This window comes from Polymorphospora sp. A560, assembly GCF_045781765.1.
In the GTDB taxonomy this organism is placed as follows: Bacteria; Actinomycetota; Actinomycetes; order Mycobacteriales; family Micromonosporaceae; genus Polymorphospora; species Polymorphospora lycopeni.
This window is the reverse complement of the sequence record NZ_CP122282.1, coordinates 6,533,454-6,548,377: the sequence shown is the minus strand read 5'-3', so window position 1 is coordinate 6,548,377 and position 14,924 is coordinate 6,533,454. Positions and strand designations below refer to the sequence as shown.

General features: G+C 72.9%; 15 protein-coding genes. 10 read left to right on the top strand and 5 right to left on the bottom strand.

Annotation, left to right across the window (positions count from 1 at the left end):
* The first annotated feature begins 235 nt into the window (after positions 1–235).
* The gene (locus QCD66_RS29640) at positions 236–1,333 is read left to right on the top strand and encodes a branched-chain amino acid aminotransferase (RefSeq protein WP_364208264.1); all 1,098 of its coding nucleotides are present in this window, start codon (positions 236–238) and stop codon (positions 1,331–1,333) included.
* Positions 1,334–1,418: 85 nt separating this feature from the next.
* Here the strand turns inward: QCD66_RS29640 and QCD66_RS29635 are convergent, their stop codons facing one another.
* Entirely contained in the window at positions 1,419–2,114 is a 696-nt protein-coding gene (locus QCD66_RS29635) for a tyrosine-protein phosphatase (protein ID WP_375733892.1), read from the bottom strand.
* A 127-nt stretch (positions 2,115–2,241) separates the two neighbouring features.
* Between QCD66_RS29635 and QCD66_RS29630 the strand changes: the two genes are divergently transcribed.
* A complete protein-coding gene (locus QCD66_RS29630; protein WP_375733882.1) occupies positions 2,242–3,528 on the top strand; it encodes an MFS transporter in 1,287 nt (428 codons plus the stop codon).
* Positions 3,529–3,600: 72 nt separating this feature from the next.
* Here QCD66_RS29630 and QCD66_RS29625 read toward each other — a convergent pair whose 3' ends face one another.
* From QCD66_RS29625 to QCD66_RS29615, 3 genes are all read right to left on the bottom strand, one after another.
* Positions 3,601–4,095, bottom strand: coding sequence for a PRC-barrel domain containing protein (locus tag QCD66_RS29625; protein WP_375733883.1), 495 nt, complete (start codon positions 4,093–4,095; stop codon positions 3,601–3,603).
* A gap of 118 nt (positions 4,096–4,213) precedes the next feature.
* Positions 4,214–4,744: a carboxymuconolactone decarboxylase family protein gene (locus tag QCD66_RS29620; protein WP_364208258.1), complete on the bottom strand. Its 531-nt coding sequence runs from the start codon at positions 4,742–4,744 to the stop codon at positions 4,214–4,216.
* A 3-nt stretch (positions 4,745–4,747) separates the two neighbouring features.
* Positions 4,748–5,302 carry a peroxiredoxin gene (locus QCD66_RS29615; protein WP_357532695.1) on the bottom strand — a complete coding sequence of 185 codons (555 nt, stop codon included), beginning with the start codon at positions 5,300–5,302 and terminating at the stop codon, positions 4,748–4,750.
* A 350-nt stretch (positions 5,303–5,652) separates the two neighbouring features.
* Here QCD66_RS29615 and cimA point away from each other — a divergent pair, with 350 nt between their 5' ends.
* Positions 5,653–7,239, top strand: coding sequence for a citramalate synthase (gene cimA, locus QCD66_RS29610; RefSeq protein ID WP_364208254.1), 1,587 nt, complete (start codon positions 5,653–5,655; stop codon positions 7,237–7,239).
* 29 nt (positions 7,240–7,268) lie between these two features.
* Here cimA and QCD66_RS29605 read toward each other — a convergent pair whose 3' ends face one another.
* Entirely contained in the window at positions 7,269–8,243 is a 975-nt protein-coding gene (locus QCD66_RS29605) for an endonuclease/exonuclease/phosphatase family protein (protein ID WP_375733893.1), read from the bottom strand.
* Positions 8,244–8,434: 191 nt separating this feature from the next.
* On the opposite strand from QCD66_RS29605, the gene QCD66_RS29600 reads away from it, so the two are divergent.
* The 7 genes from QCD66_RS29600 to QCD66_RS29570 all read left to right on the top strand — a co-directional run bounded on the left by QCD66_RS29600 (position 8,435) and on the right by QCD66_RS29570 (position 14,783).
* Positions 8,435–8,629 carry a hypothetical protein gene (locus tag QCD66_RS29600; protein WP_364208251.1) on the top strand — a complete coding sequence of 65 codons (195 nt, stop codon included), beginning with the start codon at positions 8,435–8,437 and terminating at the stop codon, positions 8,627–8,629.
* Between the two features lie 23 nt (positions 8,630–8,652).
* A complete protein-coding gene (locus QCD66_RS29595) occupies positions 8,653–9,690 on the top strand; it encodes a MoxR family ATPase (RefSeq protein ID WP_357533411.1) in 1,038 nt (345 codons plus the stop codon).
* Positions 9,690–10,727: a DUF58 domain-containing protein gene (locus tag QCD66_RS29590; RefSeq protein ID WP_375733895.1), complete on the top strand. Its 1,038-nt coding sequence runs from the start codon at positions 9,690–9,692 to the stop codon at positions 10,725–10,727. Before QCD66_RS29595 ends, QCD66_RS29590 begins: the two co-directional genes overlap by 1 nt.
* A 13-nt stretch (positions 10,728–10,740) precedes the next feature.
* Positions 10,741–11,703, top strand: coding sequence for a VWA domain-containing protein (locus QCD66_RS29585; protein ID WP_357532689.1), 963 nt, complete (start codon positions 10,741–10,743; stop codon positions 11,701–11,703).
* A gap of 130 nt (positions 11,704–11,833) precedes the next feature.
* Entirely contained in the window at positions 11,834–12,727 is an 894-nt protein-coding gene (locus QCD66_RS29580) for a trypsin-like peptidase domain-containing protein (protein WP_364208242.1), read from the top strand.
* A gap of 95 nt (positions 12,728–12,822) precedes the next feature.
* Positions 12,823–13,506 (top strand): response regulator transcription factor, encoded by a 684-nt coding sequence (locus QCD66_RS29575; protein ID WP_364208239.1) that lies wholly within the window; start codon positions 12,823–12,825, stop codon positions 13,504–13,506.
* Complete coding sequence (locus QCD66_RS29570; protein WP_375733884.1) at positions 13,503–14,783, top strand: sensor histidine kinase; 1,281 nt, start codon at positions 13,503–13,505, stop codon at positions 14,781–14,783. Before QCD66_RS29575 ends, QCD66_RS29570 begins: the two co-directional genes overlap by 4 nt.
* Positions 14,784–14,924 lie beyond the last annotated feature (141 nt).

The following is a 14,924-nucleotide window of genomic DNA, read 5'->3' as shown; positions in this document are numbered from 1 at the left end:
CCCCGCAAACCGCCGGCCGGGCCGGCCGGACCACGGTCCGGCCGGCCCGTACCGATCTGTTTCGCCCACCCCGACCGGGGACTCCACCGGCCGTCCGCGACCGTCACCGCGCCGTCGACGCACCTGGCCGGGCCATCGCCCATGAACGACCGTTCGGGGTAGATTCCAGGCACCAGTCCCGTTCCCCTGGCGTGCCCGTGTTCGCACGCGCCCAGCAATCTGGAGGTCAAACGCGATGAGCGGTGGTGACAAGCTCGACTTCGAGATCCGTCCGAATCCTGCGCCGGTATCCGCCGCCGAACGAGCCGCGCTGATGGCCAACCCGGGATTCGGCCGGATCTTCACCGACCACATGGTCACGATCCGCTACGCCGACGGCAAAGGCTGGTACGACGCCCGGGTCGAGGCCCGCGCGCCGATCCCGATGGACCCGGCCACCGCGGTCCTGCACTACGCCCAGGAGATCTTCGAAGGGCTCAAGGCCTACCACGCCGGCGACGGCGGGGTGACGCTCTTCCGCCCGGAGGCCAACGCCGCCCGGTTCACCGCCTCGGCCCGCCGGATGGCGATGCCGCCGCTGCCCGAACCGGCGTTCCTGGACTCGCTGCGGCACCTCGTCGAGGTCGACCGCGAGTGGATCCCGGCCGGCGACGACGGCAGCCTCTACCTGCGCCCGTTCATGTACGCCAGCGAGGTCTTCCTCGGGGTCCGGCCGGCCGCCGAATACCTGTACGTGCTGATCGCCTCGCCGGTCGGGTCGTACTTCTCCGGCGGCGTCAAGCCGGTCACCGTCTGGGTGTCGCCGCACTACACCCGGGCGGCGCCCGGCGGCACGGGGGCCGCGAAGTGCGGCGGCAACTACGCCGCCTCGCTGGTCGCCCAGGCCGAGGCGATCGAGCACGGCTGCGACCAGGTGGTGTTCCTCGACACCGTCGAGCGTCGCTACGTCGACGAACTCGGCGGGATGAACATCTTCTTCGTCTACGACGACGGCACGCTGGTCACCCCGCCGTTGACCGGGACGATCCTGCCGGGCATTACCCGGGAGTCGGTGATCACCCTGGCCCGGGAGGCCGGGCACGAGGTGGTCGAGCGGCCGGTCGCCTTCGACGAGTGGCAGGCCGACGCGACCAGCGGCAGGCTGCGGGAGGTGTTCGCCTGCGGGACCGCCGCGGTGATCACGCCGATCGGCCGGGTGCGGTTCCCGGAGGGCGAGTTCGCGGTCGCCGACGGCGGGCCGGGCGAGGTCAGCATGGGAATCCGGCAGCGGCTGGTCGACATCCAGCGGGGCCGGACCGACGACCCGTACGGCTGGGTCCACCGGGTGTTCTGATCCGCTTGATCCGCGTGATCAGGGACCTTGTCGCGCGGCGCGCCGACGACGCGCCGGAAAAGGTCCCTGATCACGGGGATCTTCGTCATTCGAGGAGGTGGGTCCGCATCGCCTCCAGTTGGGCCGGGGTGACGCCGGCGCCCAGCAGGTAGTTCTCGATCGAGCCGTGCCGGGTCCGCAACTCGGTGAGGAACAGCAGCATCGCCTGGGCCGGCGACGCCAGGAACGGCGCCGGGATCGGGTGGTCCGGGAACTTGCCGCGGATCCAGGCGGCGAACCGTTCCGACGCGGCCGAGGTCAGCGCGTAGTCGGCGGCGATGTCCTCGTCGCTCACCCCGAGCGTCGACAGCGTCAGCGCGCACACCACGCCGGTCCGGTCCTTGCCGGCGACGCAGTGCACCACGGCCGGCGCGGTGTCGGCGTCGGCGACGATCCCCACCGCCCGGCCGACCCCGGCCGCACCCGTCTCGGCGAGTTCGAGATAGCGGTCGGCGAGGTAGCGGCCGACGCCCAGCGTCTCGTCGTACGGGATCTCGATCCAGTCCCGGTGCTCGGGATGGATGTGCCGGTAGTCCAGGCCGACGAAGTCGGGCACCCGCCCGTCGCGGCTCACCTCGGTGGGCCGCCGCAGGTCGATGACGGTCCTGACGCCGAGCAGCGCGAACGCGTCGCGGTCGGCACCGTCGAGGCGGTGCAGCGAGTCGGAGCGGTAGAGCCGTTTCCAGCGGACCGTACGGCCGTCGAGACCGGCGTAGCCGCCGATGTCGCGGAAATTGAACATGGTCGAGAAGGACAGGGAACGGTTGACCGGGGTGACATCCACGCCCTCACCGTAGCGCCGGCCGGGTGTGGTGCGGGACACCGGAAAACGGAATGACCGCGGCCCCGTCCGGTGCTTACCGTACGTCGTGCACAGCTATCGCCGGGACCTGCAACTGCTGCGCGACAGGCGCTTCGCCCTCCTGCTCGCCGCCCGTACGGTCTCCGTGCTCGGCAGCGCCTTCGCCCCGGTGGCGCTGGCCTTCGGCGTACTGGAACTGGCCGGTGCGAACGCCACCACCCTGTCGGTGGTGCTGGCCGCCCAGGCCATTCCCCAGGTCGTGTTCATGCTCGCCGGCGGGGTGCTCGCCGACCGCTTCCCGCGCTACCGGGTGATGATCGCCGGTGAGGTGCTGTGCGCGGCGGCGTACACGGTGCTCGCCGCGATGCTGGTGACCGGGTGGGCGCCGCTGCCCGGCCTGGTCGTCGGCGCGGTGCTGTCCGGGATCGGGGTGGCGCTGTTCTACCCGTCGCTGGTCGGGATCGTGCCGGAGGTGGTCGCCGCCGAACGCCTCCAGGCCGCCAACGGGCTGCTGCGGCTCGGCACGAACTTCGCCCGGATCGCCGGGTACGCCCTCGCCGGCGCCACCGTCGTGCTGGTCGGGGCGGGGCCGGCGCTGGCCGTCAGCGCCGCGATGTTCGCCGGGTCGGCCCTGCTGATCGCCGCGCTGCGGCTGCCGGCGCGGGTACGGTCGGCGACCGGAACGGGGACGAACCCGCTCGCCGATCTGCGCGACGGCTGGCGGGAGTTCGTCTCGCGGCAGTGGATCTGGGTCATCGTGCTCCAGTTCGCGTTCCTCGTCATGGCGCTGCAGGCGGCGCACGGGGTGCTCGGCCCGGTGGTGGCCAAGGAGGAGATGGGCGGGGCGGCGGCCTGGTCGGCGGTGCTCGCCGGCGAGGCGGTCGGCATGGTCGTCGGAGTGGTGATCGCGATCCGCATCCGGCCGCGCCGGCCGATGCTGGTGTCCGTGCTGCTGACCGTGCCGACCGCGTTGCCCTACCTGCTGCTCGGGATCTATGCACCACTGTGGATGGTGGTGCTCGGGGCGGTCGTGATGGGCATCTGCTTCGACATCTTCGGCGTGCTGTGGGAGACCAGCCTCCAGCGGGAGATCCCGCCGGACGCGCTGAGCCGGGTCAGTTCGTACGACGCCCTGGGCTCGCTGATGTTCGGGCCGGTCGGGCTGCTGGTCGCCGGCCCGGCGGCGGCGGTGTTCGGCGCCCGCCCGACGCTGATCGCCTGCGCCGGGCTGATCGTGCTGTCGACGCTGGCGGCCCTGTGCTCGCCGGGCGTACGGAACATGCGCCTGAGCGATCCGGGGCCGGCCGCCGAGCCAGCCCCGGCGGCGGCCAAAGTCGCCGTACCGGCGGCCTGAGCGGACAGTTCGGGAGACGCCGACGGCCGGCGGGGCGAGGCCCCGCCGGCCGTCGAAGGTTCGGTCCGCCGCCTACATGATCTGCGGAGGCAGGGCGGTCGTGCCGGGGGAGCCGTACGAGTCGCCGTAGTGGCCACCCAGCTTCTCCCGGTACGCCGGATCGTGGTGCCGGTCCGGGTCGAACTCGGGTGCGGCCTTGATGTGTGCCTTGTCCTGGTTGACGTAGACCTTCTGGTCATCGTGGTCGACGTGGTTGACCACGCCGGCCGGCAACATCACCTTGTTGCCGAAGATCCACGGTCCGGTGTCGACCACGAGGTAGCTCGAGTTCACCTCGTAGCTCGCGGAATCGATCTTTCCGATCCCGCCGTCGGTGGCCTCCACCTTGTAGCCGACCAGGTCGGCACCGGTGACCCCGGCGTCTTCGCGGTAGCTCCATGGATCGAAGGCGCCCGCGGGAGGACCGCCCGGAACGACGCCCTGGGCGCCGTCGTACATCGGGTCCTGTGTCGGGTGCACCGGATCCTGGGTGCCGTACGGGGTCGTCTGAGGGTCGAGCCGGGTCATCTGGCTGCCTCCTCTTCTCGACGTTGACTTTCCTCGGTCGAGAGGATTCCTACCCCGGTCCGGCCGCGGCGACACATCTTCATCGACGGACGTGCCGCCGGGCCGGGACGCGTCGGGGTCAGGCCAGGGCGGTCTCGGCGTCGAGGGTGACCGCGGCGGCGTGCACGACGGCGGCGATCCGCAGCGCCTCGTGCACCTGCTCACGGGTGAATCCCGTGCCGCGCAACGTCTTCTCGTGCGACTCCAGGCACACCCCGCAGCCGGTGATCGCGGAGACGGCCAGGCACCACAGTTCGAAGTCGCCCTTGTCGACGCCGGGCCGGGCGATGATCTGCATCCGGAGCCGGGCCGGGATCGTCGCGTACGACTCGTCGCCGATCAGGTGCTTGGCCCGGTAGTAGACGTTGTTCATCGCCATGATGGCCGCCGCGCCCTTGGCCGCCTCGACGGCTTCGGGCTTGAGCGTGCCGGCGGCCTCGGCGGCGATCTCCCGCAGCACGACCGGGTTGCGGGCGGCCACCGCGCAGGCCAGTGCGGTGCCCCAGGACTGTTCCGGGCTCAGGGTCGAGGTGCCCACGGTGGAGCCGAGGTTGAGCTTGATGTCCTTGGCGTAGTCCGGCAGGGCCGCCTTGATGACGTCGAGGCCCATGGATCAGGCGCCCGCGAGGAGCTTCTTGGCGTCGAGGGTCTCGCCGCCCTTGTTCCAGTTGCACGGGCACAGCTCGTCGGTCTGCAGCGCGTCGAGGACCCGCAGCACCTCGGAGACGTTGCGGCCGACCGAACCTGCGGTCACCATCGCGAACTGGATCTCGTTGTTCGGGTCGACGATGAACGTAGCCCGCTGGGCCACCCCGTCCTCGCCGAGCACGCCGGCGGCGGCGGACAGTTCCCGCTTGATGTCGCTCAGCATCGGGAACGGCAGGTCGCGCAGGTCCGGGTGGTCCTTGCGCCAGGCGTAGTGCACGAACTCGGAGTCGACCGAGACGCCGAGCACCTGGGCGTCGCGGTCGGCGAACTCGCCGTTCAGGCGGCCGAACTCGGCGATCTCCGTCGGACAGATGAACGTGAAGTCCTTCGGCCAGAAGAAGACGACCCGCCACTTGCCCTCGTAGCTCTTGTTCGTGATCGTCGTGAAGGCGTCGTCGGCGTCGAGCGAGACGCAGGCGGCGAGTTCGTACTGCGGGAAGTGGTCACCGACGGTGAGCACGGTACCTCCTGGTGGGCCGTATCTGGATTCGATCCAGATTTTGCCCGGCTCCTGTTTCGGTCCGATGGTGCAGTGATGAAGTGTGAATCCTGTCACGGGCTGACAAAACGGACCGATCGACGGGGTCCACTGCGTCCCGAATCGGGCTTCCCGAAATATGGATTCCTGCTCTCGAATCCTGGCGGAGGTGGCAGAGTGTGACGGGTGAACAGCCTCGCCCTCATTATTGGCACCTAGCGCGCCGGCAGCCCCCTCGCCGAGCGCGCAGACCTCCCGCATCCGCGGGGGGTCTTTTTGTTGGTCCGGACCCGCCGCGAATCGCCGCCCAACCGGCTCGAAAGGAACCTCCCATGACCTACCAGGTGTACGACACGACGCTGCGCGACGGGGGACAGCGCGAGGGAATCAGCTACTCCGTCGCCGACAAGCTCGCCATCGCCCGCCTGCTCGACGAGTTCGGCGTCGGCTTCATCGAGGGCGGCTGGCCCGGGGCCATGCCCAAGGACACCGAGTTCTTCCGCCGCGCCCGCACCGAACTCGACCTGAAACACGCCGTCCTGGTCGCCTTCGGCGCCACCCGCAAGGCCGGCGTCGCCGTCGGGGACGACCCCCAGGTACGCGCCCTGCTCGACGCGCAGACCCCGGCGGTCTGCCTGGTCGCCAAGTCAGACATCCGGCACGTCGAACGGGCCCTGCGCACCACCGGGGCGGAAAACCTCGACATGGTCCGCGACACCGTCGCCTGGTTCGTCGCGCAGGGCCGCCGGGTCTTCCTCGACTGCGAACACTTCTTCGACGGCTACCGCCACGACCCGGCGTACGCCGGCTCGGTCGTCGCCACCGCGCTGGCGGCCGGCGCCGAACGGGTGGTCCTGTGCGACACCAACGGCGGCATGCTGCCGTCGCAGGTGACCCGGGTGATCGGCGAACTGGTCGACCGGCTCGGGGTACCCGCCGAACGGTTCGGCATCCACTGCCAGAACGACACCGCCTGCGCCGTCGCCAACACCGTCGCCGCCGTCGAGGCCGGCGTCACCCACTTCCAGGGCACCGCCAACGGATACGGCGAGCGCCCCGGCAACGCCGACCTGTTCGCCGTCGTCGGCAACCTGCAACTCAAGCTCGGGCTGCCCGTCCTACCGGACGGCTGCCTGGAACAGATGGTGCGCGTCTCGCACGCCATCGCCGAGATCGCCAACATCGCCCCCGACACCCACCAGGCTTACGTCGGGGCCGCCGCCTTCGCCCACAAGGCCGGGCTGCACGCGAGCGCGATCAAGGTGGATCCGCTGCTCTACAACCACGTGGACCCGGCGGTGGTCGGGAACGACATGCGGATCCTGGTGACGGAGATGGCCGGCCGGGCCAGCATCGAGCTGAAGAGCCGCGAGCTCGGGCTCGACCTGGCCGGCCATCCCGAAGCCGTCTCCCGGGTCACCAACCGGGTCAAGGACATGGAGGCCGGCGGCTGGTCGTTCGAGGCCGCCGACGCGTCGTTCGAACTGCTGGTCCGCTCCGAACTCCCCGGCGCCGAGGTGGTCCGGCCGTTCACCTTGGAGTCCTACCGGGTCATCGTCGAGCACCGCGAGGACGGCGCCGTCGTCTCCGAGGCGACCGTCAAGGTCCGGGTACGCGGCGAACGCGTCATCGCGACCGCCGAGGGCAACGGCCCGGTCAACGCCCTCGACGAAGCGCTGCGGCTGGCCCTGCTGCGCCACTACCCGCAGCTCAAGGGCTTCGAACTCGCCGACTACAAGGTCCGCATCCTGGAGGGCACGCACGGCACCGGCGCGATCACCCGGGTGCTGGTCGAGACCGCCGACGACGGCGGTCGGGACTGGACCACGGTCGGCGTGCACGAGAACGTGGTCGAGGCGAGCTGGTGGGCGCTGGTCGACGCGCTGACGTACGGGCTGGCCCGGACCCCGGCGGCCTGACGCCCACGGCCCTGCCGGCCGGACGGGCGTTATCCGGCCGGCAGGGCCAGCTCGGCCAGCACCGCCCGGTGGTCGCTGCCGGCCACCGGGTGCACGGCGACCGCGCGCACCCCGATCCGCCGGTCGACCAGCACGTGGTCGATGGCCACCGGCGGGATCGGGTCGCCGTCGTACGGGCCCCAGGTGCCGAGCAGCCCGGCACCCCGGGCGGCGGCCGCGTCGACGTACCCGGTGTCGATCAGGTCCCGCAGCGGGGCGTGGTCGAGGGTGGCGTTGAAGTCGCCGGCCAGCACCCGCAGCGGCCCGTCCGGGGTGGCCACCGGCTGCGCCGCCAGGTCGGTGCGCCAGTCGTCGATCACCGACAGGGCGTACGGCGCCGCCGGGTGCACCGACTCGGCCACCACCGCCGGCCCGCCCGGCACCAGGACCGTGCCGTACGCCTGGCTGAAGCCGCCGTCGTTCCACCGGATCCCGGTGTCGGTCAACGGGAACCGGGAGTAGAGCGCGGAACCCTGCGTGCCGACCATCGGGTTGGTCACCCGGTGCGGCAGCACGTCGGCGACCCCCAGCGCGTCGAGGGCGGCCTGCGTTTCCGGGCTGAACTCCTGCACCGCCAGCACGTCCACCCGCTCCGCCCGCACCAGCGCGAGCACCGCCGCCGGATCGCCCGCCCCGGCGAGCACGTTGCTGGTCAGCACCCTGAGGGCCGGACCGTCCGGCACCGGTCCACGGTCCGGCACGACCCGCGGCACGACCACGCCCAGCAGCGCCAGCGCGGCGACCGCCGCCACGCCGGCGGCCCACCACCGGCGCAGCGCGAGCGCCAGGACCACCGGCAGCACGCTCCACGCGGCCACGTACGGGGTGAAGGCGACCAGTTGCACCAGCGGCCCCCGCTCCAGCCCGAAGAGCCGGACGACGGCCCAGAGCAGCCCGGGTACGGCGACCAGCCAGCACAGCACCGCCAGCGCCCGGGCGCCCCGGCGGGCCGGCCGCGCCGACACCCGTTCGACGCCCGCCCGCCCCACATCCACGCTCACCCGGCGCACGGTAGCCGACCCCGTCATCCGCCCGGCCGGGAAACCGTCCCGCTTCCTTCGGCCCGCTTTCGGTCCGTCCTGGTGACATGTGGCAGACGGGCGCACCGGCCTGCCGGCCGGGGGCGCCACACGCGCGACGGAGGGGAACCGACACGATGCGGATCAAGACCATCGCCGGGCTGGCGTTCGCCGGGGCGGCCGCCGCGGCCGGGACCTTCGGCGGCATCGCCCACGCCGCCGACCAGTGGCACCCGGAACCCGTGCTGCAGATCGTGACCGACGCGCCCGAGCCGGGCGCCGGGCGCGACTGCCCCGGGAAGGCCACCGACACCCCGGCGGCCGACCTGTGAGCGCCGCCGACGCGACCGGCGAGATCCCGGTCGCCACCATCGACCGGGCCAAGACCGACGGCCGTACGGCCACCGAACTCGAACAGACCCTCTTCGAGGTCAAGCGGGTCATCGTCGGGCAGGACCGGCTGGTCGAGCGGCTGCTCACCGCGCTGCTCGCCGAGGGGCACTGCCTGCTGGAGGGCGTACCCGGGGTGGCCAAGACGCTGGCCGCGCAGACCCTGGCCACCGCGGTCGGCGGCACCTTCTCCCGGGTCCAGTTCACCCCCGACCTGGTGCCGTCCGACATCGTCGGCACCCGCATCTACCGGGCGTCCAAAGAGGACTTCGATGTCGAGCTGGGCCCCGTCATGGCCAACCTCGTCCTCGCCGACGAGATCAACCGGGCCCCGGCGAAGGTGCAGTCGGCGCTGCTGGAGGCGATGGCCGAACGCCAGGTCTCCATCGGCGGCCGCAGCTATCCGGTGCCCGACCCGTTCCTCGTCCTGGCCACCCAGAACCCGATCGAGTCCGAGGGCGTCTACCAGCTCCCGGAGGCGCAGCGGGACCGGTTCCTGATGAAGGTCGTCGTCGGCTACCCGAGCGACGAGGAGGAACTCGGCATCCTCTACCGGATGGGCACCGCCCGCCCGGCGTCGCGCCGGGTCCTCGACACCGACCGGCTGCGCACCCTCCAGGAGGCGGCCCGTGGCGTGTTCGTGCACCACGCGCTGGCCGAGTACGTCGTACGGCTGGTGCTCGCCACCCGCGACCCGGCCCGGTTCGGCCTGCCGGAGGTGGTGCCACTGCTGGCGTACGGGGCGAGTCCCCGGGCCACCCTCGGGCTGGTCGCCGCCGCGCGCGGCCTGGCCCTGCTGCGGGGCCGCGACTACGTGCTGCCGGAGGACGTCAAGGAACTGGCCGTCGACGTCGTCGCGCACCGGCTGGTGCTCTCCTTCGACGCGGTCGCCGACGGCGTCGCCGCCGAGTCGATCGTGCGCCGCGTCGTCGAGGTCGTCCCGCCGCCCCGGATCGCCCCGGCCCAGGACGTCCGCCGCGTCGGTATGCCGGCGGCGGCATGATGCCCGGGACGGCCGGCCGCGGCCCGGCGGGGACCCGCGGCGGTGGCGCGGCGGGCGGCGACGGCCCGGCGACCATCCACGAGCTGGCTCCCGAACGGCGGCTGCGCCGGCTCGAACTGACCATCACCCGGCGGCTCGACGGGCTGCTGCACGGCCAGTACCTCGGCCTGCTGCCCGGCTCCGGCAGCGAATTCGCCGGCAGCCGCGAGTACCGGCCCGGCGAGGACGAGGTGCGCCGGATGGACTGGGCGGTCACCGCCCGTACGGCCGTGCCGCACGTCAGGCAGGTCGACGCCGACCGCGAACTGTCCACCTGGCTGCTCGTCGACGGCACCCCGAGCATGGACTTCGGAACCGCCGACCTGGAGAAACGCGAACTCGCGGTGGCCGCCGTCGCGGCGGTCGGCTTCCTCACCGCCGGGATCGGCAACCGGCTCGGCGCACACGTGGTGACCCAGGAGGCCGTACGCCGGTTCCCGGCCCGCGGCGGCCGCAACCACCTGCTCGCCGTACTGCGGTTGCTGCTCGCCGCCCCGCGGCTCGACGGGGCCGGGCCGGCCCCGGCGCTGGCCGGCGCGATCGACGGCCTGCACCGGTCCACCGCCCGGCGCGGGCTGATGGTCGTCGTCTCCGACTTCCTCGACGGCCTGCCCGACGACGACATCGGTGAACCGGCGTGGGAGACACCGCTGCGCCGGCTCGGCGCCCGGCACCAGGTGCTCGCCGTCGAGATCACCGACCCGCGCGAACTCGAACTGCCCGACGTCGGCCTGATCACCCTGGTCGACCCGGAGAGCGGACAGCGGCGCGAGGTGTCGACCGGCGACCGCCGGCTGCGCGAGCGGTACGCGGCCGCCGCGACCCGGCAGCGCCAGCTCGTCCGCCGGGCACTGCGCCGCAGCGGCGCGACCCACCTGGCGCTGCGCACCGACCGGGACTGGGTCGCCGACCTCGTACGGCACGTGCAGGCACAGCGCCGCCTCGCCGGCACCCCGCGCGGCCGTACGCCCGGCTCGGATCCCGGCGGTGCGGCATGAGAGGGGGATCGAGATGAACTGGCAGTCACCCGAGCGGCTCTGGCTGCTGCTCGGCGTGCTCGCCCTGGCCGGCGGGTACGTCCTCATGCAGCGCCGCCGCAGCCGCTACGCCGTGCGGTTCACCAACCTGCGGTTGCTGGACCGGGTCGCCCCGAAACAGCCCGCCTGGCGCCGGCACGTGCCGGCCAGCCTCTTCCTGGCCATGCTGGCCCTGCTCGTCGTCGGCTTCGCCCGCCCGATGGACGACGTACAGGTGCCGCGCGAACGCACCACCGTCGTCATCGCCGTCGACGTCTCCACGTCGATGCTCGCCACCGACGTCAGCCCGGACCGCCTCGCCGCCGCCAAGTCGGCCGCGCTCAGCTTCGTCGAGGGGCTGCCCGACCAGTTCAACGTCGGACTGGTCGCCTTCGCCGGGAACGCGTCCGTCTTCGTCGCACCCGGCACCGACCGGGAGGCGATCGCCGGTGGCATCGACCGGCTCGCCGAGGGCAGCACCGGCATCCAGGGCACCGCCATCGGGGAGGCGATCAACACCTCGCTGGAGGCCATCCGCTCGCTGGACGCCAAGGCCGCCGACGACCCGCCGCCGGCCCGGATCGTGCTGCTCTCCGACGGCGCCAACACCTCCGGCCGGGAACCGGACGAGGCGGCGACCGACGCCGTCGCGGCCGGCGTACCGGTCGACGCCATCTCGTTCGGCACCGACTCCGGCTACATCAGCCAGGGCACCGGCCGGCCGATGCGGGTACCGGTCGACGGCCAGAGCCTGCGTGACGTCGCCGAACAGACCGGCGGCGGCTACTACGAGGCCGGCAGCAGCGAGGAACTGCGCGCCGTCTACGCCGACATCGGCAGCTCGGTCGGCTACGAGGTCGAACGCCAGGACGTCTCCGCCCGGTTCATCGGGTTCGGGCTGCTGCTCGCGCTCGCCGCCGGGGCCGGCTCGATGCTCTGGTTCTCCCGGCTGCCCTGACCCGACCCGGCCGGCCCGCCCGGCCGCCCTGACCCGACCCGGCCGGTCCGCCCGGCCACCCTGACCCGGCCCGGCCGCCGGACAGAACCCGCCCCGCCGCCCCCACGGCATCCCACGAAGGAGGGGATCGATGAGCACACCAACCGGGCTCGGCGAGCCGCGTGGTCCGTGGTTCGTCTCGCCCCGGATCGACCCGTACGGGCCGCCCCGCGTCGACGTACCGGAGGAGCAGCCGGCGGTGGCGCGGGCCGCGCGGTGGCGGCGGACCCTGCTCGCCGGCCTGGCCGTGGTCGCCCTGTCGACGGTCTCCGGCGCGCTCGCCGGCGGCTACGTCGCCAGCGGCGGCGACCCGCCCCGGCCCGGGGCCAGCGTCGCCGCCCAGCCGAGCCCGACGCCGGCGGTCGCCAACGTGCCACCGGACCTGGTCGCGGCCGCCGCGACCGCGCTGCCCGGCGTCGTCTCGGTGCAGGTACGCGGCAACGGCGGCACCGCCGGCGGATCCGGGTTCGCGATCGACGACAAGCAGCACATCATCACCAACGACCACATCCTCGACGCCGGCAGCGGTGACGACGTCATCGTCGTCGCACCGGACGGGCGGACGTTCCCCGCCGAGGTCGTCGGCCGCGACCCGGGCAGCGACATCGCCGTCCTGCGCGTCGACCCGGCCGCGAACCTGACCCCGCTCGCCATCGCCGCGCCCGGCACCACCAGCGTCGGCGAACCGGTCCTGGCCGTCGGGTCACCGCTCGGTCTGTCCGGAACCGTCACGGCCGGCATCGTCAGCGCGTTGGACCGCGAGGTGAGGCTCGGCACCGGCGGGCGGCAGAAGGCGGTCCAGACCGACGCGTCGATCAACCCGGGCAACTCCGGCGGCCCGCTGGTCAACGCGCGGGGCGAGGTCGTCGGGGTGAACACGGCGATCGCCACCCTGGAGGGCGGCGGCTCGATCGGAATCGGCTTCGCGATCCCGATCGAACGGGCCCAACAGTCGGCGGACGGCATCATCGGTCGGGGCGGCTAGTTTCGGAAGGTCCCGGGTCCGCCGCCGTGCGGCGGCGGACCCGGGTGGTGCGACGGCCCGGGAGCGGGGCGGTGCGGAAGGCGAGGGTTGCGCGGATGCGCCTGCTGGTGGTGGAAGACGAGGAAGACCTGGCGGAGGCGGTCCGCCTGCGGCTGGTACGCGCCGGCTACGCGGTCGACGTGGCCGGCGCGGCCGCCGGCGCCCGGGACCGGCTGGCCGTCAACGCGTACGACCTGATGCTGCTCGACCTGAACCTGCCCGACGACAACGGCTTCGACCTCTGCCGCGAGATCCGCTCCGGCGCCATCGAGGTGCAGGGCGGTGCCGACCTGCGGGTGCTGATGCTCACCGCCCGCGGTGGCCTCGACGACCGGGTCCGCGGCCTCGACGAGGGCGCCGACGACTATCTCGTCAAACCGTTCGCGCTGGCCGAACTCCTGGCCCGGGTACGCGCCCTGCTGCGCCGGGACACCGGCGGCACCACCGCCGTCGTGCAGGTCGGGGCCCTGCGGCTCGACGCGGCCCGGCACGCGGCCAGCCTCGACGGCGACGCCCTGCACCTGACCCGGAAGGAGTTCGGCGTGCTCGAGTATCTGATGACCCGGCCCGGCCACGTCGTCTCCGCCGAGGAACTCCTCGAACACGTCTGGGACGAGAACGCCGACCCGTTCACCCAGACCGTACGGGTCACCGTCGGCACCCTGCGCCGCAAGCTCGGCCCGACCCAGCTCATCGAGACCGTGGTCGGGCGTGGCTACCGCCTCAAGGAGGCGATGTGAGGACCCCGCGCCTGTTCCAGTCGATCCGGTTCCGGCTGACGCTGCTCTACTCGACGCTGCTGTTCGCGCTCGCCGCCACCGCGCTCGGTGTCACGTACGTCGCCGTCGAACGCACCACCGACCCGAAGCCGATCACGGCCCAGCAGGCCCGCATCGTCAAGGAGAAGTCCGACGGCCAGGTCATCCCGGTCGGCACCGTCGATGTCGCCGACGTCGACGAGATCGAGTCGGCGGTCAACTTCAACACCTTGAAGACCATGCGCAACTACTCGGCGATCGCGCTCGGCGGGCTGTTCGTCGCCAGCCTCGGCATCGGCTGGGTGCTGTCCGGCCGGGCCCTGCGCCCGGTCGGCGCCATCGCCCGTACCGCCCGCGAGATCCAGGCCACCGACCTGTCCCGGCGCATCCGGCTCGACGGCGCCCGCGACGAGCTGCGCGAACTCGCCGACACCATCGACTCGATGCTCGACCGCCTCGACGACGCCTTCCGCGCCCAGCGCCAGCTGATCGACGACGCCTCCCACGAACTGCGCAGCCCGCTCGCCATCATCCGGGCCAACCTCGACGCCTCCCTGATCGACGCCGCCGAGGCGACCGGCGCCGAACGCGACCGCGCCATCGCCGTCATCGACCGGGCCACCGACCGGATGTCCCGGCTGGTCGAGGATCTGCTCGCCACCGCCCGCCGGGACGCCACCGGCCTCGCCGACACCGACGTCGACCTCGGCGCCGTCGCCCGGGAGGCCGCCGACGAGTTCGCCGCCGTCGCCGCCGAACGCCGGATCGACCTGCGGTACGCCGTACGCGACGGCCTCGACCTCATCGGCGACCACGACGCGCTGCGCCGCGCCACGGGAAACCTGCTCTCCAACGCCGTACGGCTCTCCCCGGCCGGTGGCGCGGTCACCGTCACCACCGGACGGACGGGCGGCTGGCTGTGGCTCGCCGTCACCGACGAGGGGCCGGGGATCGCCGACGCCGACCAGCCCCGCGTCTTCGACCGGTTCTGGCGCGGCGAGAGCGGCCCGTCGGGTTCCCGGGAGCGGCGTACCGGGCTGGGGCTGGCGATCGTGCGGCAGATCGCCGAGTCGCACGGCGGGCAGGTCGCGGTCTTCTCCACGCTGGGCCGCGGGAGCACGTTCCTGCTGTGGCTGCCGGCCGCGGACCGCGCGGACGAGCTGCCACCGCCGGCGTCGTCACCGCTGGACGGGACGCGGGGTCCCCGCCCGGACGCCGTGATCGACCTCGGCCGCATCCCCGCCCAACCCTCCGGCTGACCGTCTTCTCGCGCGTCGATGCCCTCCGGCGCGTCCATGCCCGGTGGCGCGTCGATCGAGGAGCAACCGTGGGGAATCCCGCCCGCTTCGGGACGATGATCCCCTTGATCAGCGCGGCGGTCGGGCGCGCGGTTAATCACT

Excerpts from the sequence above, each read along its gene's own strand:
- QCD66_RS29580 (WP_364208242.1), top strand. The coding sequence starts at position 11,834 with ATGAGCACACCAACCGGGCTCGGCGAGCCGCGTGGTCCGTGGTTCGTC.
- QCD66_RS29600 (WP_364208251.1), top strand. The coding sequence starts at position 8,435 with ATGCGGATCAAGACCATCGCCGGGCTGGCGTTCGCCGGGGCGGCCGCC.
- QCD66_RS29620 (WP_364208258.1), bottom strand. The coding sequence starts at position 4,744 with ATGGGCCTCGACGTCATCAAGGCGGCCCTGCCGGACTACGCCAAGGAC.
- QCD66_RS29640 (WP_364208264.1), top strand. The coding sequence starts at position 236 with ATGAGCGGTGGTGACAAGCTCGACTTCGAGATCCGTCCGAATCCTGCG.
- cimA (WP_364208254.1), top strand. The coding sequence starts at position 5,653 with ATGACCTACCAGGTGTACGACACGACGCTGCGCGACGGGGGACAGCGC.
- QCD66_RS29575 (WP_364208239.1), top strand. The coding sequence starts at position 12,823 with ATGCGCCTGCTGGTGGTGGAAGACGAGGAAGACCTGGCGGAGGCGGTC.
- QCD66_RS29625 (WP_375733883.1), bottom strand. The coding sequence starts at position 4,095 with ATGACCCGGCTCGACCCTCAGACGACCCCGTACGGCACCCAGGATCCG.
- QCD66_RS29590 (WP_375733895.1), top strand. The coding sequence starts at position 9,690 with ATGCCCGGGACGGCCGGCCGCGGCCCGGCGGGGACCCGCGGCGGTGGC.
- QCD66_RS29585 (WP_357532689.1), top strand. The coding sequence starts at position 10,741 with ATGAACTGGCAGTCACCCGAGCGGCTCTGGCTGCTGCTCGGCGTGCTC.
- QCD66_RS29635 (WP_375733892.1), bottom strand. The coding sequence starts at position 2,114 with ATGTTCAATTTCCGCGACATCGGCGGCTACGCCGGTCTCGACGGCCGT.